The organism is Oleiharenicola lentus, from assembly GCF_051660365.1.
GTDB classification, from domain to species: Bacteria; Verrucomicrobiota; Verrucomicrobiia; order Opitutales; family Opitutaceae; genus Lacunisphaera; species Lacunisphaera lenta_A.
This window is the reverse complement of sequence record NZ_JBOZXB010000001.1, coordinates 3,026,096-3,048,138: the sequence shown is the minus strand read 5'-3', so window position 1 is coordinate 3,048,138 and position 22,043 is coordinate 3,026,096. Positions and strand designations below refer to the sequence as shown.

The following is a 22,043-nucleotide window of genomic DNA, read 5'->3' as shown; positions in this document are numbered from 1 at the left end:
AACAACGCGTCTGGATCTTTTGCCCGCGGCGCGCCGCGCAAGCGGACGGTTTTTCGCCCGCCGGCGTTTACGCGCCAGAGCGCATGCTGGACTCCATCGCCGGATCTTGCGGGGCGGTGCTGTTCATGTGGCCGCGTTCGGCGGCGAGTGCCGCGACGTGTTCGCGGATGCTCGGGTGCTTCTTCAAGAACTGCCGGAAGTCCGCCTGATCGAGCGTGAGGAACTTGCTGTAATCGAGCGCGGTGACATCGGCCGAGCGACGTTCGCCACTGAGCAACGCCATTTCACCGAAAAAGCCGCCCGGGCTGAGCTTGATTTTGCGGCCGTCACGCAGCGCGACCTCGACCTGGCCTTCTGAAATAAAATACACGGCGTCGGCCTTGTCGCCGCGGCGGATGATGCGTTCGCCCGGCTGCGCTTCACGATTGTGAAAGTGCAGAATGAGCGTCTCGCGTTGCTCTGGAGACATCGTGCCGAACAACGGGAAATGGCTGACCAGTTCCTCCGGACTGACGGATTTGTGCGCGTGCGCTTTCTGCTCGATTTTGAGGCGCACGGCTTCGAGTTCGGCTTTGAGGCGCGCAAACGGACCGACCGCGCCATCGCGGGAATCCTCGAGCCGATGCTTCAACGCCGGATGGCGGCGCAGCCACCGGTTGCTGCGGTCCGCGAGGGTGAAGACCAGCGGGTTCAGCGGAATCGAGATCAACGCACCGGCGAGAATCAGGCTCAAACCGTCCGCTGGCATGAGCCCGTAAGTGATGCCGAGGCCGCCGAGAATGAACGAGAATTCGCCAATCTGCGCCAGCGCCGCCGAGGCCAGCACGGCGGTGCTAAACGGATAACCCACCACCCACACGATGCCGAAAGCGACCAACGATTTACCGACCAAAATAATCGACAGCACCCCGATCACTTTGAGCGGTTCTTGAAACAAGATCGCCGGATCGAATTGCATGCCCACCGAAACGAAAAACAACACGGCGAACGCGTCCTGCAACGGTAGCGAGTTGGCCGCGGCTTTATGGCTGAGTTCGGATCCGTTCAACACCACGCCCGCAAAAAACGCCCCGAGCGCAAACGACACGTCGAATAGTTTCGCCGAGGCAAACGCGATGCCGAGCGAGATCGCCAGCACGCCCAGCGTAAACAACTCACGCGAACCGGTGCGGGCGACTTGTTTTAACAACCACGGCATGACCTTCGGGCCAAAAAACATCGCGATCATCATGAACGCGGTGACCTTGATAAACGTATTAAGCAGCGTCAGCCAAAGCGGGCCGTGCGCGCCATGACCATCGTCCGGCACATGACCGCCAAGCACGCCGGCAAACGCCGGCAGCAACACGAGCGTCAGCACCATCGCGAGATCCTCCATGATGAGCCAACCGATCACGATGCGCCCATTCGGCGTCGAGACGCCGTTGCGCTCTTCGAGGGCTTTGAGCAACACCACCGTGGACGCCACGGAAAGACTTAACCCCAATACGAGCCCTGCACCGAATGACCAGCCCCACCACATCGCCATCCCGACACCAATCAACGTAGCCAGCACGATCTGGATGACCGCCCCGGGAATCGCGATGCGCCGCACCGCCAGCAAATCGGCCGCCGAAAAATGCAGGCCGACGCCGAACATCAATAACATCACGCCGATTTCGGCCAGTTGATTGGCCATTGTGGAGTCCGCCACATAACCGATCGTGAGCGGCCCGATCACAATATCCGGCGTGAACGGCCCGATTGCCACGCCCGCCAACAAGTAGCCGACGAGCGGTGGCAGGTGCACTTTGGCAACGATATACCCGAAGATGAAAGCGAGGACGAAACCGACCGCGACGGTCGAAATCAGAGTTAGATCGTGATGCATAGGCCCGTTAAGAATGAATGTTCAACTCCCAGCGGCAGCCCACGCCGCGCCAGTCGCGTAAAAAACTCGTTCTGTAAAACCTTCCCGCGCGCCCGAGTAAAGGCGCATTATTTTTGCGAGAGTTCCATGCACCACACTGCAATGAGCTTAGGTAAGGCTTTTGTGAGCCTCACCGTTCGCATCATCGTAAAATCCGAGCGCCTCAACGCACGCAAACCTCTCCCACCGAGTTTAAACCGGCGAAGGATTCCGCTCTGAAAAGAACGCCTGATGCCAATACGGATACGCCTTCGGCCGCTCGCTGGCGGCGTCGAGTTTCGCGACTTGTTCCTTGGTCAAATTCCAGCCGACGGCGCCCAGATTTTGGCGGAGTTGCTCTTCGTTACGCGCACCGATCACGATCGTGGAAACCGTCGGACGTTGCAGCAGCCAGTTGAGCGCGACCTGCGGCACGGTTTTGCCGGTTTCTGCCGCAATCGCGTCGAGCGCGTCGACGACCTGATAAAGGTATTCCTGATCAACCTGCGGGCCGGCATCGCGCGACGCCTGACCTTGCAAGCGGCTGTTTTCCGGCAACGGCTGACCACGGCGGATCTTACCTGTTAACCGTCCCCAACCGAGCGGGCTCCACACGACTGCGCCCACGCCCTGCTCAAGACCAAGCGGCATCAACTCCCATTCATAGTCACGGCCGACGAGCGAATAATAAGTCTGGTTCGCGACATAGCGCGACAGGCCGTATTTCTCCGAGGTCAGCAGCGACTTCATCAGATGCCAGCCCGAGAAATTAGAGACGCCGAGATAACGAATCTTTCCGGCGCGCACCAACCCATCGAGTGTCTGCAACGTCTCTTCGATCGGTGTCTGCGCATCGAAACCGTGGAGTTGAAACAGATCGATGTAATCCGTGCCGAGGCGCTTCAACGACCCTTCGACCGCAGCCGTCAAATGCTGACGCGACGAGCCGACCTCGTTCGGGCCTTCGCCGGAGCGGAAGGTCGCCTTGGTCGAAATGAGAGTTTTATCGCGTCGGCCTTTTATCGCCGCACCGAGAATTTTTTCGGCTTCGCCCGCAGAATAAATATCGGCGGAGTCGAACATGGTAACTCCCGCCTCGAGGCAGATATCCACGAGGCGCGTGGCCTCGGCGACATCGCTCGCGCCCCACGAGCTGAACATCGGCGGCTTGCCGCCAAATGTCCCCGTCCCGAACGTAAGCGCGGGAACCTTAAAACCTGAGTGACCGAGTCTGCGATATTCCATGATGAGTGTAGGTGGGTGAGCCGGTCACCATGCCCAGCTCATCGGAAAAAACAAACGTTCGAAATACGCCGCTGGAGCGATTTGCGAACCTCAGCCCTTCGTCGCTTCCAATTCTTCCCAGCGTGCGAATGTCACGGCGTGTTCCTTTTCGACGAGTTCGAGGCGTTTTTTCACTTCGGCGAATTTCGCGGCTTCTTTTTTGTAGAACGAAGGATCCGCGAGCTTCGCGGTGAGTTCGCCCTGTTCTTTTTCGAGCGCTTCGATCTTCGCGGGTAACGCTTCGAGTTCTTTCTGCTCCTTCGAGTTGAGTTTCCGCGCCGGCGTAACTTTCCCAGAAGCCGGTTTCGATTCAGCGCGCTGGACCGCTGGCGCAGGCAATGCCGCGCGCGCCGCCATCTTCTTTTTCTCGTGCTGCCAATCCGTGTAGCCGCCGACGTAATCGCCGATGCGCCCGTCGCCTTCGAACACGAGCGTGCTGGTCACGACTTCATCGAGAAATGCGCGATCATGGCTCACCACAAGAATCGTGCCTTTAAACTCCACGAGCAAATCCTCGAGCAGATCGAGCGTCTCTGCGTCGAGATCGTTGGTCGGTTCGTCGAGCACGAGCACATTGGCCGGCTGCGTGAACAGGCGCGCGAGCAGCAAGCGGTTGCGTTCGCCACCCGAGAGCACTTTCGCCGGCGTGCGGGCCCGCGACGGCTCGAACAGGAAGTCCTGCAGGTAGCTGATGACGTTGCGCGAGTGGCCTTCGATCGTGACGGTCGGATTACCGTTCGCGATGTTGTCGGCGACGGTTTTGTTGTCGTCGATCTGCGAGCGCAGCTGATCGAAGTAAACCACTTCGAGATTCGTGCCGTGCTTGAGCACGCCGCTCGTGGGCTGAAGTTGTCCTAAAAGTAATTTGATGAGCGTCGTCTTGCCGGCGCCGTTCGGCCCAAGGATGCCGATTTTTTCACCGCGTTGGACGATGAGGGAGAGATCGCGGATAACGACTTTCCCATCCGCCCACGCAAAGGAAACCTTCTCGGCGTCGATGACTTTTACGCCGGTGCGTTCGGCCTCGGTGACCTTAATCGTGGCGTTGCCAACGCGATCGCGACGAGCGCGCGCCTCTGCCCGCATGTCGTGCAAGGCATGGATACGCGCCGTGGCGCGGGAGCGCTGGGCCTTCACGCCGCGACGAATCCACTCTTCTTCCTGGGCGAGTTTTTTGTCGAACAACGCGCGTTGTTTTTCTTCCGCTTCGAGCACTTCCTGTTTGCGGACAAGATACGTGTCGTAATCGCACGCCCAGCCCGCGAGGCGGCCGCGGTCGAGTTCGACGATGCGCGTCGCAATCTTGCGCAGGAACGCACGATCGTGGGTCACGAAGAAAAGCGTGGGCTTTTTCTCCAACAAAAATTCTTCAAGCCAGAGAATCGATTCGAGATCGAGATGGTTGGTCGGCTCGTCGAGCAACAGCAAATCCGGCTGCGCCGCCAGCGCGCGCGCGAGCAACGCACGACGTTTCAATCCACCCGAAAGCTGCGAAAATTCCTGCTCAGGTTTCAGCCCGATGGCGGTGATCAAATCCTCCACGCGCACGTCGCGCTCCCAATCTTCCTCGTGATGGTCGTCGTTCGGGCGCAGTCCGGCGAACACGATGTCATGCACGCTGCCCGTCAGATCGGTCGGCACATCCTGGCTCAATTGGCGGTAAACCGCACCTTGCGGACGAAACACATCGCCGGTGTCCGGCTGCATGGCGCCCGTGATGACCTTCATCAGCGTGGATTTGCCCGCGCCATTGCGTCCTACCAAGCAGACGCGTTCGCCGGATTCGATTTGGAAGTTAACTTTTTCCAGAATCGCCGGGCCGCCGAAGTGGAGGTTTACGTCGAGTAAATTGAGCAGAGAAGCCATGAGAACGGTCAAAAGTAGGCTGCGGCTCGCCGTGTGCAACCCAAAGCTCGGTTTGTTTATCGACTCTACCAACGGCTCCCTTGCCGCGATCGCGGGGGCGGCCAGTCTCGCCCCACGCCCCGCCCCATGTCGCGCTTTCGCCTCCTGTTTTACCTGCTAGTCCTGCTTACCCTCGGCCTTACGGCCAACGCCCTCGACGCGCGTTACCGGCAGACGTTGTTGCAGTTGTGCGACACCCTAGTCGCCGCGCAAATCACCGATTCGACCTCGCCTGATTTCGGCGCGCTGGTGTGTCCGAGCACGAATCCGCAGCGCCACCCATTGCACTCGCGCGGCGCAGAGGCGGTTTATCCACTCGCTATCGCCTACCATGAAACCGGCGAAAGTCGCTACCGCGACGCTGCGCGGCACCTCGCAGCGTGGTTGCTTAAAATCCAACAACCCGGCGGGGCGTGGGGTGAAGAATGGCCAAATCACGATGGCTGGAAAGGCACGACTTCCGACCAACTCATCTCGCTGGCCGGCGCTTATCCGATTCTGCAACCGCATCTCTCGCTCGTGGAACGCGGCGCGTGGCAACAAGCAATGCGTCGCGCTGCCGATCATGTGGTCGCGACGTTTCCGATCACCAACATCAACTACCAACCGACCGGTTCCGTGGCGTTGTGGCTCGCGACCCAAGTCGTAGAAAATCCGCCGCCGGACTGGCTGGCCAAAGCGGACGCGTTGATGACGCTTATCGTCAACGCCACGAACGCTGACGATTTCATCGTGGGCGAAGGCTTGGGCGTCGATCTCGGTTACAACCTCGCGCAGTCCATCGGCTACATCGCGCTCTACGGCCAGCTCAAGTCAGACGAAACGCTCCGCGCGCACGCGGCGAAACTGCTCCGCGCTCATGCGACCTTTGTTTATCCCAACGGCAGCGTGGACAACTCGTGGGGCACGCGATCTTTCAAATGGACTTACGAGAGCGGCACGAAAACCGCGCCGGGCGTGTATTTTACGTTCGCGCTGCTTGCGGACCTCGATCCCACCTTCGGCCCAACCGGTGACCGGTGCCTTGATTATTTGATTCAACACAACCTGCGTGGCGGCGAAGTCATTCAAAGCCCGCAAGCGCATCGCCACGCCTCGACGCAACCACCCTGCCTCTATTCGACGTTCACGCGCGCGCAGAGCCTGGCGATGGCGCTCGCCTACGCGCCTGCGACCGCCGCTGCAGAAATAAATCCACCCGCCCGGACGCCGGTGACGTCATGGCATCGTTTTTTCCCGACTACGAAAGTCGCCGTGGTGCGCACGGAGAAATTCATGGCCACCGTGTCCGCTTACGACGGGATCGCGCGTTATGGCCGCGAACTCGTGAGCCGTGGCGGCAGCCTCACGAATCTCTGGATCCAAGGATTCGGCGCGACGGGCTTTGCGCAAACTTCCTCGGTCACCGTTTACCGGCGCGAAGAAAAAGCCCACATGCCGATCGAACAACCGCTGCGGCCGCTGACTCCGCGCATCGAATGCATCATCGACGGCGGGTATTTCACCAACTTGTTTGAAGATCAGGGACGCATGACCGTCACCGAAGAAAAAGACCACGTGCGCGTCATGACCACCGGTCGCTTACTCGCCGCTGACGGCCGCGTCAGCGATGTCGGTTACTCGCTTACGCATCGGTTTTTTGCGGGCAATCTCACCAAGGAATTCACCCTCACGTCGCCACGCGCACAGGCGATCCGCATCGTCGAGCCGTTCGTAAAACACGACGCCTTGCGGCTGGCGCAGATTTCTCCGCAGCAAATCAATCTTCAGCCCAACGCCTCGAATCAAACCTGGGCGTTGCGCGCCGATTCACAAGGTGTGCCATTTAACTTCGCCGCCGGCGCGGACGCGGACCGTTACTGGTGTCCGTTTCCTGCCCTCGAATGCGTGCCAATCGTGCTCGAAATCACCACGACGCCCGACGAGCCCACCGTCGTGACTTTGCAATTGGCGGAGACAGAAACCCGTTAAGCTTCGCCGGAAGCGCCCGAGTTGACTTGCGCGGTCCACCGCACACGCTGCGCCCCGTGAGCACGTCATCTGTAACTCCTTTCCAAAACACGCTGCGCTGGTTGTCCACGCACACTGGCTTCCCAGCGTCGCGCCTGCCCGATAAAGGTGAGTTGCTAGTGCTGATCGCGACTGCCGCTGCACAAGAAGAGCTCGATGCGAGGAAACCGGCCGTGAATGGCCAGATCCAATTCAACGCCAATTACGCCGCGCAAATGCGCAACTACACGGCACAGCGTCGCAAGACCCATATCATCTGCGACAACAGCGCGAAGACGTAACGTGGAGTGCGCTGACCCCAAGCGTGTTCGCTTGTGGCGCAAAAAAAGCCGGCGAATAATCGCCGGCGGGTTCTCGCTCCGGGCGCTTACTCGGAACTCTTTTTTGGCTTCGAGCTGCTCGACGACGAACCCTTGCCGCCATCGATGCTGAACCTGCCCGCGCCGGCGAAAAAGATCGCGACGTAACCAGCGAGGTAAATGAACGCGAGTTCGCCGTTCCCCTGGCCGGAGAGCACGCCTTTGTGCGAGATAAAAAACGCCACGCCCATCGTCACTGCCAGCGCGAAAGCCGCGAGGCGCGTGAACAAACCGAGCGCCAGCAAGAGGGCGCACACGGCTTCGGCGAACACCGCAAGAATCAAACTCGGGGTCTGGCCAATGCCCAACGGATCGGAAAATTTCGAAGAACCATTGAGCAGGTTCATGAACTTACCCGCGCCGTGCAGCCACAGCATGGAGATACCGAGCCAGAGACGAAGCGTGAGAAGCGCGAAGTCGGCGCTGGTGGGAAGGAATTCGAAGTTGAAGAGTTTTTTCATGGAAGTGGGTGTGGAGCGAACGTGGTGAGATGAAGCGCCGAAATTGCCAGATGCAAATCAGGAAAGTCTCTCCCTCCCCGGAGAATGCCCCATGCCTGACGTCGAGGAACCGCACGACTCACCACGGTGACTATAAGGCCATCTTTATGAAATCCCTCACGATTCTCTTTTTAGTCTGCGCGACCCTGTTCACCGGCTGTCAGTCGCGCACTTCTGGCAACTCCGACAAGCAAGCCGCCGAGAATCTTCCTCCACTGAAGACCGTCGCGCACGTCGACCTGCCACGCTACATGGGTGATTGGTATGTGATCGCCAACATCCCCTACTTCGCTGAAGAGGGCAAAGTCGCGAGCATCGAGCGCTACGAATTGCGTCCCGACGGCAAAATTGAAAACACCTTCATTTTCAAAAAGGACTCCTTCGACGCGAAAGAGAAGGAATGGAATGCCGTAGCTGAAATCACGAACACCACCACAAACGCAGAGTGGAACATCCAATTTTTTTGGCCGTTCAAAGTTGAGTATCGCATCATCGACCTCGCGCCCGACTACAGCTGGGCAGCCATCGGTCATCCGTCGCGCAAATACTTTTGGGTGATCGCGCGTGCGCGCACGCTCGATGAAAAAACTTATCAAGGCATCCTTGCGCGCGCTGCTGCGCAGGGTTTCAACATCAGCGAAGTCACAAAAGTGCCGCAGCCGACGAACTAAATAATTCATCCACGCATCACCCAGATGGCCCGGATTTGGAGAAGATCACAATTCACCGATGCCGCGTTCCGTATCCGTGAATCTCGTGTGATTCGTGGTTAGCTAAAAACCTGCGCCCAGTGGTGACTTTGCGTTTCTCACGGAGATGCCTAGTCTCCGCGGATGCCTGATTCTCGTCCTCCCATCGATGCCGGTGTCCGCATCGGCCACGTGCACCTCAAAGTGGCCGATCTCCACCGCGCGCTCGACTTCTATGTCGGCGTGCTCGGCTTTCAGCTTACACAACGTTACGGCGACCAAGCCGCGTTCATTTCTGCCGGCGGTTATCACCATCACATCGGCTTGAATACGTGGGAAAGTCTGGGTGGCTCGCCGCCGCCCCGCGGTTCGACCGGTTTGTTTCACACTGCGATTTTGTATCCGACGCGCGCCGCGTTGGCCGACGCGCTCCGCCGATTGATTGAAGCTGGCATTCCTCTCGATGGCGCTTCGGATCATGGTGTAAGCCAGGCGCTCTATCTCCGTGATCCCGACGAGAACGGCGTGGAGCTTTACTGGGATCGCCCGGCAACCGAATGGCCGCGCGACGAAAAAGGCGGCATCGCGATGGTCACCGCCCGACTGGATTTACAGGACCTGCTTCAAGCGAAGTAACCGCGCTTCAATTCAAGCCGGCAGCCAGAAATGCAGGAGCAGGCTCCGCTGGATGCAATTCGCCGCCGCCGAACTGCGTGACGAGTTGCCGCCCCGCTCGCTTGAATAACTCGTAGCGAGGTTCGCGCTCGGTGCCGCCATCGCGGCTCGTCTCAGTTTCAACGAGCGCGAAATTCACCAGCGTTGCTTGCGCTGACAACGCCACCACGCGAATCGAGGTCAGCATCATGCGTTCGCCGGCGATTCCCGTGCTCACGTCGATCACACCCGCCGCCGGGTGAATATCCATGTCGATCATCAACTCACCCTCGGCGGTCAGCGCCCACCAGCCGCCGCGCTGCAGATACACGCGCTCGCAAAACGTCCCGGCCCAGCGCGGCAGGTTTTCAATATTCGCGAGGAAATTAAACGCCGCGTTGCGCGGCGCGGTGAGAGTGACGGCAAACGTGCGGATCTTCATGATTTGTTCGAAGCGAGCAGAGTTCCTCAGGCTTTGGGTTTGCGGTGATGGATGCAGATGCCGTTTCCATCCGGATCTTTTACGACGACCATTTTGCATGACGGATAATCCTGAACGTCGACCGTGAAGGGCACGCCCGCGTCGCGCAGCGTGGCGACCACGCCATCGAAATCACTCACCTCCAACGCTGCCGCCGGGCCGTCGCTCGACGGTTTCCATTGCTCGCCGACTTTTACGAGGGCGAGCGTGTGCGGGCCGACATCGTATTCGATCCACGCGTGCGCTTCATCGTCGCCGCCGAAGCTCATGCTTTGCTTCAGGCCAAACAGGCCTTCATAGAAAGCGCGGGCGCGTTTGACGTTGGTGATCGGATAACCGGTGAAGGCGATTTCAGTGACTTTGCTCATGGTATTAATTGTGGGTTCGAGAATTTATTTCTGCGCGGGCGGCAACGGGAGCGAGGCTTGCCCGAAAACATATTTCCAGCCGGTCGGCGTGCGGACGTAGGTGTCGCTAAACCAGACTTTGTAATCGAACGGCTTACCGTCGGCGGTGCCTTTGCACCACAGCAACGCGGTCACGACGGCGGTGTCGCCCCACACGCGCACGGTCTGCGTGCCGGGAACTTCGTCTTGCTGCGCGTAGATGCGCTCACGTTTCCGTGCAGACACTAGGTGATCCTCACGCGTGAAAATTTTTCCGCGCCCCGTGACGAGCACCATGTCGTTTGCGAGATGCCGGCCGATCGTTTCGGCGTCGTTATTTTTCACCGCCGCCTGAAACTCGGTGTCGAGCGCAGCGACCACGCGAGCGTCATCGGCAGGGGCTACGCTCGCGCTCGCCGGCTCCACCGCCCACGCAATTCCTACAGTGAGCAAACCAATCATCGGGGCGCGACGCACGGTGGGGAATTTAATCATGCCCGCAGCTTAACACGACTCCCTGACATCGTTATGTCAGGAGTCGACGAACGCGGTGATTTTTGCGTTCAACCCAACCAATCGCGCGGCGTTGCGGGCCGTCCTCGCGTCAAACGTCCGCCGCGTGCTGCTTGGCCACTTTCTCCGCGGTTTGTCGCACGAGTTGCCGCAATTTCGGCGGCGAGACCACGCGCGCCTTGCCGCCATACGAGAGTAGCCAACGCGCCATCCAATCCAACGACCACGTGTAAAGTGAGAACTCCGCGCCGTCGCTGGTCTTTTTTTCCTCGATCAACGTCGCGTGACTTTCGCGCCGCGCGTGCGCTTGCACCTCTGACGCAAACCACACGCGCACCGCGATCGTGTCATCGCGCGTCACGGATGTTTTCATGTGCTCCGAAAGCGAAAAATCCGGTCGGTGGGAAAACTTTTCCTCCAACAATTCCAAGCGTTGAAAACGATCCACGCGAAAATGCCGAAAATCCGCGCGGAGCCGACACCACGCCACGAGATACCACGCACCGCCATAATACACCACGCCCAGCGGCTCGACTTCACGCGTGACGTTCTCCGCATGCTTCGCGCCGCGATAATCCATTTTCAACACGCGCCGCGCCACGACGCCTTGCTGCACGGTTAACAACCACCGTTGCGCCGCCGCGTCGGGCACGTGATGGCGCTCACCGTTGCCCAGCACGAGCGTCTGATTCACCAATCGTTCAACGTGGTCCTGACGCTCCCGCGGCAGCACTGCGCGCAACTTCGTCAACGCCGACGCCATCGGCGCTTGCAGCGAGGCGTCGGTAAATTGTTTCACGAGTTCACCACCCACAAACAGCGCCGTGGCCTCGTCCGCTGTAAACATCACCGGCGGCAACTGATACCCTTTCATCAAGCTGTAACCTACGCCCGCTTCGCCGATGACCGGCACCCCCGCTTCGCCGAGCGCAGAGATATCGCGATACACCGTGCGCTCCGTGATCTCAAAATGTTTTGCCAGCTCGCTCGCGCGCACGACCCGTCGCCCCTGCAAATGCAGCACCATCGCGACGAGCCGGTCGGTTCGATTCATAAGCCGACCATTCAACACACCCCGACTCACCGCGACAATCTCGTTTGCAGATTTGCCAAGCCTTTCGCGTTTTGTAACGTGGCGCCATGCTTACCTCCCCTCTTCGCCGCGTGATCTCCGCGTCGGTGCTCACCCTCGCCTTCGCGTCGATTGCCCTCGCCGCCGACACCAATCCCACGCAGGAACGCGCCGATCGCTTCCTCAACATCGTCAACTCCACCTACCAGGCAATGGTCACGCTCGAGTCGAACGCCCAGTGGGAAGCCTCCACTGATGTATCGCCCGTGCACGACGCCTCCGCGGAAACCGCCGGCAAAGCCCGCGCGGCGCTCGTCGGCAATCCGGCGATTATCAACGAAACCAAAGCGCTCCTCCTCAAACGCAGCGAACTTAACGAGCTCACCGTCCGCGAACTCGAACAACTCACGCTGATCTCGGCGGAAGGTCCGATGACGAATCCGAAGCTCGTCGCCAGTCGCATCGCGGCAGAAGTCGCGCAGGCGTCCACGTTGAACGGCTTCGAATTCAAGCTGCACGGAAAACCAATCACCGTAAACGAAATCGACAACCTGCTCTCGTCGAGCACCGACCTCGAAGAGCGTAAAGCCGTTTGGCTCGCCTCTAAGGAATCCGGCAAGGCGTTGCGCGAAGGCCTCATCAAATTGCGCGATCTCCGCAACGGCGTGGCGAAGGAGTTGGATTACCCGGATTATTTTGCCCTGAAGGTCGCCGGTTACGGCATGACCACGGAGGAGATGATGAAGATGAACGACGACTTCATTCAAGTGCTGCGCCCGCTCTACCTCCAGTTGCACACGTGGGCGAAATACAAGCTCGCTGAGAAATACAAACAGCCGGTGCCGAAGCGTATTCCGGCGCACTGGATCAACAACCGTTGGGGCCAGGAATGGGGCGGACTCGTGGAAGCCGCGGATCTCGATCCGTATTTTAAAGATAAGTCGCCCGAGTGGATCGCGAAATCCTCCGAGCAATTTTACGTCGGCCTCGGCTTTCCGAAACTGCCGCAAAGTTTCTGGGAAAAATCCGACCTCTATCCCGTGAAGGCCGGCGACACGCGGAAGAAAAATACGCACGCCTCTGCGTGGCACGTCGATCTCGATAACGATCTACGCTCGCTCCAGAGCATCGAGTCGAACCAATGGTGGTTTAACACCAATCACCACGAGTTCGGGCACATTTATTATTTCATCGGTTACACGCGTCCCGAAGTGCCGCCGCTGTTGCGCGATGGCGCGAACCCGGCGTTTCACGAAGGCTTCGGCGAACTCACTGCGCTCGCGTCGTCGCAGGTGCCCTACCTGAAATCGCTCGGCGTGCTACCCGCCGATCTCAAGACCGACGATACCGCGTTCCTCCTGAGCAACTCGCTCGGCACCGGCATTCCGTTTATTTTTTGGTCGTCCGGTGTGATGGCGCACTGGGAGGCGGATATTTACGCGAAAAATCTCCCCGCCGACCAATGGAACGCGCGTTGGTGGCAATACGTGCGCGACTTCCAAGGCATCGAACCGCCCGACGGCGTGCGCGGCGAAGAATGGTGCGACGCCGCCACCAAGACGCACATCAACGACACGCCATGTTACTACTACACTTACGCAATCGCGCAGGTGTTCAAACATCAGCTTCACGACTACATCGCGAAAAACATCCTGCACCAGCCGCCGCAAAACTGTAATTACGCCAACAACAAGGAAGTCGGCGACTGGATGCGCAAGATCATGGAAAAAGGCAAAACCGAGGACTGGCGCAAAGTCATCAAGGAAGCCACCGGCGAAGAACTCTCCACGCGCGCCATGGTCGAGTATTACGCGCCGCTCCTGAAGTGGCTCGAAGAACAAAACAAAGGCCGCCCGATCGGCTGGGAGAATTGAAGCTCGTTTGGTAGGGCCTGTCCTCCGAGCAGGCCGTCAGCGCTCCGTATCCCGAAGGCCCGCTGGGCGATCAGGTTCTAGCCGCGCCACCGTTCAGCCGTCCGATTTTTTGACTTCGACCGCATCACTTGGAACCGTTTCACTGCGAGCGCATGTCGAAAGTTTATTTCTATTACTCGGCCATGAATGCCGGCAAATCGACGGTCTTGCTTCAATCGAGCCACAACTACCATGAGCGCGGCATGCGCACGTTGCTGTTCAGTCCGGCGATCGACACGCGAGCGGGCGTCGGTCGCATCAAGTCCCGCATTGGTCTCGACGCCGCGGCGATGGCCTTGCCGGCAGACGAGAATATTTTTCACCACGTCCGCAGCGCGCACGCCGCGCAACCAGTGGCCTGCGTCCTCATCGACGAGGCGCAATTTCTTACCCGCGCCCAAGTCGAGCAATGCACCGACATCTCCGACGAACTGCACATCCCCGTGCTCTGCTACGGACTGCGCACGGATTTTCAGGCGCAACTTTTTCCGGGCAGCGCCGCGTTGCTCGCGCTCGCGGATAATCTCATCGAGTTAAAAACCATCTGTCATTGCGGTCGCAAAGCCACGATGAATCTCCGCGTCGGCCCCGACGGCCGCGGCCTCAAGGAAGGCGCGCAAGTCGAGATCGGTGGCAACGAGCGTTACGTCGCGATGTGCCGTCGACATTACAAAGAGGCGCTCGCGTGATTTCTTTATTCACTCGTTCTCGTAATCTTTCTCTTTCTCAAACTCAGGGAGAACGAGAAAGATTAAGCGCAAGAGAATGATTTTTTCGATGAATACCCTTCGTCTTACTTCCGTTAATCTGGTTTTTGGCTCATTACTCACTCTCACCATGTCCGCCGCCTCCCAACCCATATTCATCGGCACCTACACGCCCAAAGACGGCTCGAGCAAAGGCATTTACTCGCTCCACCTCGACTCGGTCACGGGCAAACTCGGCGAAGCCACCGTGGCGGCAACGACGCCCGCGCCGACGTTTCTGGAAATGCACCCGAACGGACGCGTGCTTTACGCGCTCGCCGAAGTGCCTGCCGCTGACAGCAAGATCGCCGGTGGCGTCGCTGCGTTTAGTTACGAACCAAAAACCGGCGCACTCACTTCGCTTGGAGTGCAATCCAGCGGCGGCGGCATGACGACTCATCTCGTCGCCGATGCGACTGGAAAAATGCTCATCACGGTCGCTTACGGCGGCAACCAAGTCACCGCGTTCCCGCTCAATTCCGACGGCACCGTCGGCCCGCGCACCACCGTCATCACGCACAGCGGCACGCCCGGCCCGAACACGAAGCGTCAGGACAAGCCGCATCCGCACTCCGTTACGCTTTCGCCCGACAATCGTTTCGCCTACGTCTGCGATCTCACCCTCGATAAAATCTTCTGCTACGCACTGAACACGGCCACCGCGACGCTTACGCCCGCCGGTGAGTTCGCCGCGTTGCCCGGCGCCGGCCCGCGTCACAGTAAAATTTCCAACGATGGAAAATTCTTCTACGCGATCAACGAACTCGGCAACACGCTCGCCGTATATTCGCGCGACCTTACTTCAGGCGCGCTGACGCCGTTGCAATCCGAGACCTCGCTGCCGGCCGACTTCGCCGCCGAAAGCATCACCGCCGAAGTGCGCATTCACCCGAATGGCAAATTTGTTTACGCCTCCAATCGCGGCCACGACAGCATCGCCGTTTTTTCGCGCAACCCCGACTCTGGTCTCGTCGCGTTGATCGAAGTCGTCCCTTGCGGCGGCAAACACCCGCGCAATTTCAACCTCTCGCCCGACGCGAAATGGCTCGTCTGCGCAAACCGCGACACGAACAACCTCACGGTTTTCAAAATCGACGCCATCACTGGCAAACTCACCGACACGAAACAATCTGTCACGGTGCCACAGCCGGTCTGCGTATTGTTCGCGCCCTGAGCCAGTCGCTGGTCGAAAACTACCCCTCGATGAAAACTGCATTCAGAATCCTCGTGCTGCTGCTCGGGCTCGTGTTGTTCGCCGGCATCGCACTTTATTTCGTCGGCATGGCCCTGCCGGAACGCCACACCCAGATCGCGAGCATCACCATGCACGCCAAGCGCAGCGCCGTGTGGTCGGTGATTACCGACTACGAAAAAATGCCCGAATGGTGGCCTGATGTGAAAGCAGTGCGTTTCGAAAAACGCCCCGATGGTGAAATCTGGACGTGGGAGCAAGGCTCCGATGGTGAAGAAATCGCCTTTCGCACGATTGCTGAAAAAGCACCCGAAAAACTCGTCCGTGAAATCGCGGGCGACAACCTGCCATTCGGCGGCGCGTGGACGTTTGAACTCAGCGACGTCACCGACGGTTATACGCGGCTCACCATCACGGAAGATGGCTTCGTCAAACCGCCCGTTTTCCGGGCCATCGCGAAATATTTTATCGGCCACGACAAGACGATGAAGAGCTTCATCAACAGCCTCGAAAAGCGCATCGCTGCGCAAAAATAGCGAGCGCGCTTGCCGCGGCACGTCGCGACGCTCAACCTCGCCGCCGTCGTGTCAGTGCCCGTCACCCCTCGCCCACCGTCAAAACGTCGCCGCATCGGCTGGTGGATTCTGCTCGGTGTGTTGTTTGGCTCCGTGCTGACGGTCGGCGTGTTATCGTTGCCGCCCGTGCAGGCGTGGATTTTACGACGCGCCCTGGCTACCCAGCCCGACACCGCGATGGATTTTTCGCGATTCACTTTCGGCCCGCGCGGCGCGGAAGCGACCGACGTGAAACTCCGCCTGCCCAATCTCACCGTCGAAGCGCGCGCGTTGCGATTGGCGATTTCGCCGTGGCAACTGCTCTCGCGCCGCCGGCTCGCCATCGCTGATCTGCAAGCGAAACAAATCGCGGTCCAAGCCACGCCTTCCACCGACGAATCCACGACCCCCTTCGAAGGCATCCTCGACAGTTTCCAAGCGCCACTCGCGTGGGCGTGCGATCGCGCCGAGGCCGACGGAGTAATCACTTTGCTGCAACCGGGCTCCCCGGCCATTCCAGTAAGCTTCCAACTCACCGGCGCCAGCCTCGACATGGCCAGGCCGGGCCAACTGCATTTTGATTTTTCCGCACCCGGCGAACTTGTCGCCGACTTCAAAGGACCCTGGAAATTCAAAGGCACGCTCGATTTCGTGCCCGGAGCAAACGGCCGGATTGATTCGCTCACCGTCAACGGCACGCTCACCCCCGCGCTCAGCGAAACGCTGCGCCTCCCCGCGGTCGCCGTGCGCTTTGCGACCGTGCGCACGCCGCTCGGCGAGCACTACGAGGTTTCCCTCAAGCCTGCCGGCATCGAACAAGGCTTCACTTTTTCTTCATCGGCGGATTTCAAAAAAGCAACCGGCACGCTCACCGGCGAATGGGATGTCCGCGGCGAAAGCAGTCTCGCGGCACTGCTGCTCAAGCGCACTGATCTGCCGCTAATCACCGCGAGCAATCACGGAAAATTTTCTCTCAACACCCGCACCGGCGACGCCGACGCGAGCACCACGGGCGAATTCACAGGCTCCGACTGGCAACGTTTCGAGCCCTCGCTCGCCGCCATCGGTCAGTTAAAAGGCGTCAATACCGCTCAACTGGGACGCCGTAACAATACGTGGTCGCTGGTGAAACTTGACGCCAAAGCCGACAGCGACGGCTCCGATGCGGCACTGCGCCTCACGTTGACACGCCTGGTCGCTCTTCCGCCGGGCAACGACGGCAACGCCCAACCTTGGGGCAAACTCACGCTCGAAAAATTTCCCCTGGGCTGGGCCGCCTCGACGCTCGGCGTCGCCCAACTCAGTAGCGACGGTTTTTCCGGCAGCTGGAGCATCACGTCGCCCAACGCATCGACGCTGCGCTTCGAATCGCTGGGGAAAATCGCGACCACGAACCTGCGCTTCGAGCATTCCTCGCTGCCTAAGGATAAAATTCCCCCGCTGTCAGTCGGGATGACTTCGCGACTGACGTTGACCGCGGAGGAAGCGCACGTGGAGCTGCCCGAAATTTCCATCGAGAGTGCAAAGGCCGATCGCTTCGACGCCACGGTCGATGCACGCGTGAAAATCGATTCGCTCAAGGGAGCCGTCACGGCGTCGTGGAGATCTCACCTGCCGACCTGGCTGGGCGGCGAACAAGCGCCGCGGCTGCGCGGCTCGATCACAGCGGACCTCGACACCGAAACGGCAGCCGTGCGCGCGCTGCGCGTCGAAGCCATACACGACCAGGCAAACGAAACGGCCTTCGCACTCGAACTGCTCACGCCATTTAAACTCAATTTCGAAAACCCTGCCGCCGTCGAAACGACCGAGGGTGACGTGCTGAAGTTTACGGCGCGCAACCTGCACCTCGACTGGGCGGCGCCGCTCCTGCCGGGCTTTACGCTCTCGGGCGTTGTCGCGCAGGGCTCGTCGACTCTGAGACGCGAAGGCCGTGAATTTCTCGTCGCGACCAGCACGCCGTGGACACTGCAAAACCTGAGCGTGGTGCAAGGTGGTGTGCCGCTCGTGCGCGCGTCCGAGTTCACCGCCGCACCCGAAGGACGCGTGCAACTCAACGCCGACTGGACGCCCGGAGATTTTCTCGGCTCGGTGAAATTATCCGGCCGCATCGCGGAGGTCTTCGGCCTGCGCGATCCAGCGGGAGAGTTTTCCGCGGAAGGACGTGCCACTGGCTCGCGCCGCGGCGAGGTGCTGGAACTCCGCGAATTTTCGCTCGCGGTTAACCAGCACGATGGCGCTCCGCTGCTGGAGGTCGCGACGCTACAGCCCGCAGTGCTCGGAAAGACTGCGAAGACCAACAACATCGAGCAAGCACCGGACTGGCTGCGCATCCGCAGCCGCGCGATCCCGCTCGCGTGGTTGCAGCCTTTTCTCCCCGAAGGCATGAGCGCGCGCGGCACGTTGGAGCCGACCGAATTCGCCCTGAAGATGGAATTACCCAACGCGATGCTCCGCGCCGCGAAACCGGTGGCGCTCACGATCGATGAATTACGCGACGAGTCAGGGCCGCTGTTGCGCGACACCCGCGTGGATTTCGTGCCGGGGGTCTTCGTCATCGGAATGTTTGCAGCCCTCGGCGTAGAAGATCTGCACATTTCGATGCAAGGCCGGCAGACCGGGAGCGGCGGCGCGAACCTACTCTATCTCACCAGCAGGCTCACCTTGCCGATGTCGACCCAGATCGATTTTTCGCACGAGGTCGCGGCGCTACGCGCGCAACCCGGCGCCGCCACGATGGCCCTGCCGACGGCCGGCACGGCGCGCTTCATCTACCAACACGATCTTTCCGCCAGCAAGAAACCCACCGGAACGTTCCTGCTCCAACAAGTGCCGACGGCGGATGGCTCGGGGATGTTGCCTCCACTCGGGATCCGCGTGACGCAGCTCGACAGTCAGGATCCAGCCAACCCGCGCTTTAAAATGGAATTCCAGTATCAAACCACGCCGACGTGGAGTCAGTTTAACGCCGAATTCAGCGGTCGCATGCGCGAAAAAGTCGCTGACATCAGCACGACTCTGAGTGGTGAATTTTTCGACCTCGGACAGTTCATGCGACTGGTGGACGCGTGCGTGCCCGCCACGCCAGCGCTGGGCATCACGCCAAAGAAAAGCGCTGCCGCGCCAACCGCGCCGTCTGCCGCGCCGGTGACCGAAACTCTCGCCGGACCTTTCTGGCAAACCCTGCGCGCAAAGTTCGACCTGGATTTTACCAAGCTCGTTTACGCCGACTACCAGATCGACCAACTCACCGGCCAGCTGACGGTCGACGAAGAAGGCATTCAACTGCGCAAACTTACGGGCAAGATGTTCGATGGCGAATGGAGCGGAAATTTTCGCATGGACTACGATTGGAAGAATGCCGCCACCCCTTACGGATTCACCGGCGGATTTAAAATCAAGGATTTCTCCGCCACGAAGATCGTGCAGGCGGCTTATCCCAACGAACTTGGTTCGTTCGACGTGCGCTTGAATTTTCTGTCGGAAATTTCCAGCCGCACGTGGTCACCGCTGGACGCGATCGACCAGAGCACAGCGCGCTTCGAGTTTGGCAGCAGCGAGGGAAGGTTAAAATTGAATGTCCCCTACGCCAATGTCGCCTCGGCGGGTTTGCTCGTCGGTGGCGCGATTACATTTTCGCCCGAGTTGCGCGCACTGGGGCGCTTAATCAGAAAATTCTCCGATCTGCCGGTGGACACGCTCTCAGGCAAGGGCCAGCGTGCCGCCGACGGCACGATCACGTTGGAAAGTTTCCAACTCGGCACGCCCCAACTCCGGCTTGTCGCGCATGGTAGCATTCCATTTCAGAAAGACAAAGAACTCGCCGCGCGACCGTTTGAGTTACCCGTGACGCTTTCCGCCAAGGATGAAATCGCTGTCATCATGCGCGGCATGAAGCTGCTGGAGAAGAAGCCCGACGCCGAGGGGTTCTACGCGATGACCCGAAAGCCCGCGTTGCGCGGCACGATTGGCGAGCCGGACACCACGGAGCTTTACGACACGTTCGCCCAAGCCGTCGACGCATCGTCGGGCACGTTCGGCTTCCTGATGAAGAAGGTGTTGAAAGAAGTGGAGAAAGCGCAAGCGGCTGAGGCGAAAAAGTAAATCGGGTTATCTCCGACTGTAGGTTGCCCGCTTGCGGGCAACGTGGCGTGCAAGCACGCCACCTACAAATGTCTCAATCAAAACCGCGCCGCTTCACCCGGCTCGAGCCTCGGGCGCTGGATTATTACGAGGGCGAAATAGCCGAGTGTCATCAGTGCTGCGCACACGAGAAGAAACCAATCACCGTGCTCGGTGTAGAAACTCAGCCGATGCCGCCAGCGGGCGTCGCGCGTGATGGCGATCGTTTCGGAGCCGCGAAAATAAACGCTGCCGTTCTCATCCTTGAGGGTTTTGCGGATGTAGCCGTATTCATCGATCCAGCCGCTCCAGCCGCCGTTGCCGACGCGCACGAGCGGACGGCGGTTTTCCACGGCCCGCAGCACGGAATGCGCCGCGTGTTGGTAAGCCGCGCCGCCTTCGCCGAACCATCCGTTGTTCGTGAGCACCGCGAGCAGTTCCGCGCCACTTTGCACGCTGTCGCGCGCGAGGTTCGGAAAAATATCTTCGTAGCAAATCAACACGCCCGTCGGCACGCGGTTGTCATTGCTCGCGGGCAGCATCAAGGACGTCGACTCCGTGCCGCGCTGAAAATCCCCGCCGATCGGCACGAATTTTTCCAGCCAGCCGAAAATCGGCCGCAGCGGAATGTATTCACCGAATGGCACGAGTTTGCGCTTCGCATAATTATCACCGGACACGCCGGTTTCCGGGTCGACGATGAAGGCGCCATTGAACCAGCGCTGATCCGCGTCACCTACGCCCTCGGTATAAACCGAGCCGAGGAGCAGCGGTTTTTTTGCGCGCTTGGAAACTGAACCGAGCCAGTCGGCCACCGCGGGATCGCGATACAACGCCCACGGCGTCACGGCTTCCGGCCAGATAATCACATCGCCCGCGCCGCGACGACTCGCGTCGAGCGTGACTTTTTCGATGGTGGCGAGCACGGCGTTCGCGCTGGCCGAATCCCATTTTTCATTTTGCGGGATGTAAGGCTGCACGAGCGTCGCGCGCACGAGCGGCTGGCGCTGCTGGTTAAACAGCTCGCCGAGGAAAGGAAACGACGCACTCATCAACACGAGCAGCGCGATGTTGAATTCCGGACTGCGCTTGCGGAGACCGGTCACGCGCTCAAAAAACGCGCGATGCGCATACGCCGCCGCGCCGATGTTAAAACAGATCAGCGCAAACGACACCGCCCAGCCGCCGCCGTAAGCCGCGACTTGCAGGATAAACGGGCGCTGCCATTGACTCACCGAGAGCGGCAGCCAGGGAAACCCGCCGAACAGCACCCCACGGAACCACTCCAGCAGCACCCATGCGGCGGCGAGGCCGAACACGACCAGCACGCGCACAAGCGCCTTATGCCCGAACATACGCGGAATCGCCCACCACGCCGCGAGAAACCACACCCCGACGATCGCGCCGACAAATGGCCCGAGTAGAAAAAGGCCCGGCCACGTGACATTGTGCAGCCACCACAACAGCGCGGTCCACGCCACCGCTTGCGCGGCAAACATCGTCCACGCAAAAACTTTAAACCCGGGGCGGCGAAACGCCCACAGCACGCCTGGTAACGCCAGCACGTAAGCCGCCTCACCCGTGTTGACCGGCGGAAATGAAACGTAGGTTAAAACCACCGTCGCGACAAACACCCCAATGACCCACGCGAGATTCGGGTGACGCTGCCAGAGCGTCGGTTTGGGATCGTAAGGGTCTACGTAGGGAATGGAGTCCGCCATGGTGGAAAAAAAGAGGCGCATCGGTGAGATGCGCCTCCAAGTGAGTGATCAGAA

General features: G+C 59.8%; 18 protein-coding genes. 9 read left to right on the top strand and 9 right to left on the bottom strand.

Features of this window, described 5'->3' with window-relative positions:
• Positions 1–67: 67 nt before the first annotated feature.
• The 3 genes from ACRRQW_RS11740 to ACRRQW_RS11730 form a co-directional block, all read right to left on the bottom strand.
• Complete coding sequence (locus ACRRQW_RS11740) at positions 68–1,870, bottom strand: cation:proton antiporter domain-containing protein (protein WP_438481581.1); 1,803 nt, start codon at positions 1,868–1,870, stop codon at positions 68–70.
• A 231-nt stretch (positions 1,871–2,101) separates the two neighbouring features.
• Entirely contained in the window at positions 2,102–3,133 is a 1,032-nt protein-coding gene (locus tag ACRRQW_RS11735; protein ID WP_438481580.1) for an aldo/keto reductase, read from the bottom strand.
• A 90-nt stretch (positions 3,134–3,223) separates the two neighbouring features.
• Entirely contained in the window at positions 3,224–5,038 is a 1,815-nt protein-coding gene (locus ACRRQW_RS11730) for an ATP-binding cassette domain-containing protein (RefSeq protein WP_438481579.1), read from the bottom strand.
• A 126-nt stretch (positions 5,039–5,164) separates the two neighbouring features.
• Here ACRRQW_RS11730 and ACRRQW_RS11725 point away from each other — a divergent pair, with 126 nt between their 5' ends.
• A complete protein-coding gene (locus ACRRQW_RS11725) occupies positions 5,165–7,048 on the top strand; it encodes a pectate lyase (protein WP_438481578.1) in 1,884 nt (627 codons plus the stop codon).
• Positions 7,049–7,104: 56 nt separating this feature from the next.
• Entirely contained in the window at positions 7,105–7,368 is a 264-nt protein-coding gene (locus ACRRQW_RS11720; RefSeq protein WP_438481577.1) for a hypothetical protein, read from the top strand.
• An 86-nt stretch (positions 7,369–7,454) separates the two neighbouring features.
• On the opposite strand, the gene ACRRQW_RS11715 is transcribed toward ACRRQW_RS11720, so the two are convergent.
• Complete coding sequence (locus ACRRQW_RS11715) at positions 7,455–7,907, bottom strand: DoxX family protein (RefSeq protein ID WP_438481576.1); 453 nt, start codon at positions 7,905–7,907, stop codon at positions 7,455–7,457.
• 146 nt (positions 7,908–8,053) lie between these two features.
• Here ACRRQW_RS11715 and ACRRQW_RS11710 point away from each other — a divergent pair, with 146 nt between their 5' ends.
• Positions 8,054–8,617: a lipocalin family protein gene (locus ACRRQW_RS11710; RefSeq protein WP_438481574.1), complete on the top strand. Its 564-nt coding sequence runs from the start codon at positions 8,054–8,056 to the stop codon at positions 8,615–8,617.
• 162 nt (positions 8,618–8,779) lie between these two features.
• On the top strand, positions 8,780–9,271 hold the full coding sequence (locus tag ACRRQW_RS11705) for a VOC family protein (protein ID WP_438481573.1): 492 nt from the start codon (positions 8,780–8,782) through the stop codon (positions 9,269–9,271).
• Between the two features lie 7 nt (positions 9,272–9,278).
• Here the strand turns inward: ACRRQW_RS11705 and ACRRQW_RS11700 are convergent, their stop codons facing one another.
• The 4 genes from ACRRQW_RS11700 to ACRRQW_RS11685 all read right to left on the bottom strand — a co-directional run bounded on the left by ACRRQW_RS11700 (position 9,279) and on the right by ACRRQW_RS11685 (position 11,723).
• The gene (locus ACRRQW_RS11700; RefSeq protein ID WP_438481572.1) at positions 9,279–9,731 is read right to left on the bottom strand and encodes a hypothetical protein; all 453 of its coding nucleotides are present in this window, start codon (positions 9,729–9,731) and stop codon (positions 9,279–9,281) included.
• Between the two features lie 26 nt (positions 9,732–9,757).
• Positions 9,758–10,138 (bottom strand): VOC family protein, encoded by a 381-nt coding sequence (locus tag ACRRQW_RS11695; protein WP_438481570.1) that lies wholly within the window; start codon positions 10,136–10,138, stop codon positions 9,758–9,760.
• A 24-nt stretch (positions 10,139–10,162) separates the two neighbouring features.
• Positions 10,163–10,651 carry a nuclear transport factor 2 family protein gene (locus tag ACRRQW_RS11690; RefSeq protein WP_438481569.1) on the bottom strand — a complete coding sequence of 163 codons (489 nt, stop codon included), beginning with the start codon at positions 10,649–10,651 and terminating at the stop codon, positions 10,163–10,165.
• Between the two features lie 109 nt (positions 10,652–10,760).
• The gene (locus tag ACRRQW_RS11685; protein WP_438481568.1) at positions 10,761–11,723 is read right to left on the bottom strand and encodes a helix-turn-helix transcriptional regulator; all 963 of its coding nucleotides are present in this window, start codon (positions 11,721–11,723) and stop codon (positions 10,761–10,763) included.
• Positions 11,724–11,809: 86 nt separating this feature from the next.
• Here ACRRQW_RS11685 and ACRRQW_RS11680 point away from each other — a divergent pair, with 86 nt between their 5' ends.
• From ACRRQW_RS11680 to ACRRQW_RS11660, 5 genes are all read left to right on the top strand, one after another.
• Complete coding sequence (locus ACRRQW_RS11680) at positions 11,810–13,615, top strand: M2 family metallopeptidase (RefSeq protein ID WP_438481567.1); 1,806 nt, start codon at positions 11,810–11,812, stop codon at positions 13,613–13,615.
• A 152-nt stretch (positions 13,616–13,767) separates the two neighbouring features.
• Positions 13,768–14,343 carry a thymidine kinase gene (locus tag ACRRQW_RS11675; RefSeq protein WP_438481565.1) on the top strand — a complete coding sequence of 192 codons (576 nt, stop codon included), beginning with the start codon at positions 13,768–13,770 and terminating at the stop codon, positions 14,341–14,343.
• 148 nt (positions 14,344–14,491) lie between these two features.
• Positions 14,492–15,574, top strand: coding sequence for a lactonase family protein (locus ACRRQW_RS11670; protein WP_438481564.1), 1,083 nt, complete (start codon positions 14,492–14,494; stop codon positions 15,572–15,574).
• 29 nt (positions 15,575–15,603) lie between these two features.
• The gene (locus tag ACRRQW_RS11665; protein WP_438481563.1) at positions 15,604–16,128 is read left to right on the top strand and encodes an SRPBCC family protein; all 525 of its coding nucleotides are present in this window, start codon (positions 15,604–15,606) and stop codon (positions 16,126–16,128) included.
• A 9-nt stretch (positions 16,129–16,137) separates the two neighbouring features.
• The gene (locus ACRRQW_RS11660) at positions 16,138–20,250 is read left to right on the top strand and encodes a hypothetical protein (protein ID WP_438481562.1); all 4,113 of its coding nucleotides are present in this window, start codon (positions 16,138–16,140) and stop codon (positions 20,248–20,250) included.
• Positions 20,251–20,327: 77 nt separating this feature from the next.
• Here ACRRQW_RS11660 and lnt read toward each other — a convergent pair whose 3' ends face one another.
• Positions 20,328–21,989: an apolipoprotein N-acyltransferase gene (gene lnt, locus ACRRQW_RS11655; RefSeq protein WP_438481561.1), complete on the bottom strand. Its 1,662-nt coding sequence runs from the start codon at positions 21,987–21,989 to the stop codon at positions 20,328–20,330.
• Between the last annotated feature and the right edge of the window lie 54 nt (positions 21,990–22,043).

What these genes read in the sequence shown, in the direction of transcription:
- ACRRQW_RS11685 (WP_438481568.1), bottom strand. Translation starts at nt 11,723, where the DNA reads ATGAATCGAACCGACCGGCTCGTCGCGATGGTGCTGCATTTGCAGGGG.
- ACRRQW_RS11710 (WP_438481574.1), top strand. Translation starts at nt 8,054, where the DNA reads ATGAAATCCCTCACGATTCTCTTTTTAGTCTGCGCGACCCTGTTCACC.
- ACRRQW_RS11700 (WP_438481572.1), bottom strand. Translation starts at nt 9,731, where the DNA reads ATGAAGATCCGCACGTTTGCCGTCACTCTCACCGCGCCGCGCAACGCG.
- ACRRQW_RS11715 (WP_438481576.1), bottom strand. Translation starts at nt 7,907, where the DNA reads ATGAAAAAACTCTTCAACTTCGAATTCCTTCCCACCAGCGCCGACTTC.
- ACRRQW_RS11675 (WP_438481565.1), top strand. Translation starts at nt 13,768, where the DNA reads ATGTCGAAAGTTTATTTCTATTACTCGGCCATGAATGCCGGCAAATCG.
- lnt (WP_438481561.1), bottom strand. Translation starts at nt 21,989, where the DNA reads ATGGCGGACTCCATTCCCTACGTAGACCCTTACGATCCCAAACCGACG.
- ACRRQW_RS11670 (WP_438481564.1), top strand. Translation starts at nt 14,492, where the DNA reads ATGTCCGCCGCCTCCCAACCCATATTCATCGGCACCTACACGCCCAAA.
- ACRRQW_RS11740 (WP_438481581.1), bottom strand. Translation starts at nt 1,870, where the DNA reads ATGCATCACGATCTAACTCTGATTTCGACCGTCGCGGTCGGTTTCGTC.
- ACRRQW_RS11680 (WP_438481567.1), top strand. Translation starts at nt 11,810, where the DNA reads ATGCTTACCTCCCCTCTTCGCCGCGTGATCTCCGCGTCGGTGCTCACC.
- ACRRQW_RS11690 (WP_438481569.1), bottom strand. Translation starts at nt 10,651, where the DNA reads ATGATTAAATTCCCCACCGTGCGTCGCGCCCCGATGATTGGTTTGCTC.
- ACRRQW_RS11665 (WP_438481563.1), top strand. Translation starts at nt 15,604, where the DNA reads ATGAAAACTGCATTCAGAATCCTCGTGCTGCTGCTCGGGCTCGTGTTG.
- ACRRQW_RS11725 (WP_438481578.1), top strand. Translation starts at nt 5,165, where the DNA reads ATGTCGCGCTTTCGCCTCCTGTTTTACCTGCTAGTCCTGCTTACCCTC.
- ACRRQW_RS11695 (WP_438481570.1), bottom strand. Translation starts at nt 10,138, where the DNA reads ATGAGCAAAGTCACTGAAATCGCCTTCACCGGTTATCCGATCACCAAC.
- ACRRQW_RS11705 (WP_438481573.1), top strand. Translation starts at nt 8,780, where the DNA reads ATGCCTGATTCTCGTCCTCCCATCGATGCCGGTGTCCGCATCGGCCAC.
- ACRRQW_RS11730 (WP_438481579.1), bottom strand. Translation starts at nt 5,038, where the DNA reads ATGGCTTCTCTGCTCAATTTACTCGACGTAAACCTCCACTTCGGCGGC.
- ACRRQW_RS11735 (WP_438481580.1), bottom strand. Translation starts at nt 3,133, where the DNA reads ATGGAATATCGCAGACTCGGTCACTCAGGTTTTAAGGTTCCCGCGCTT.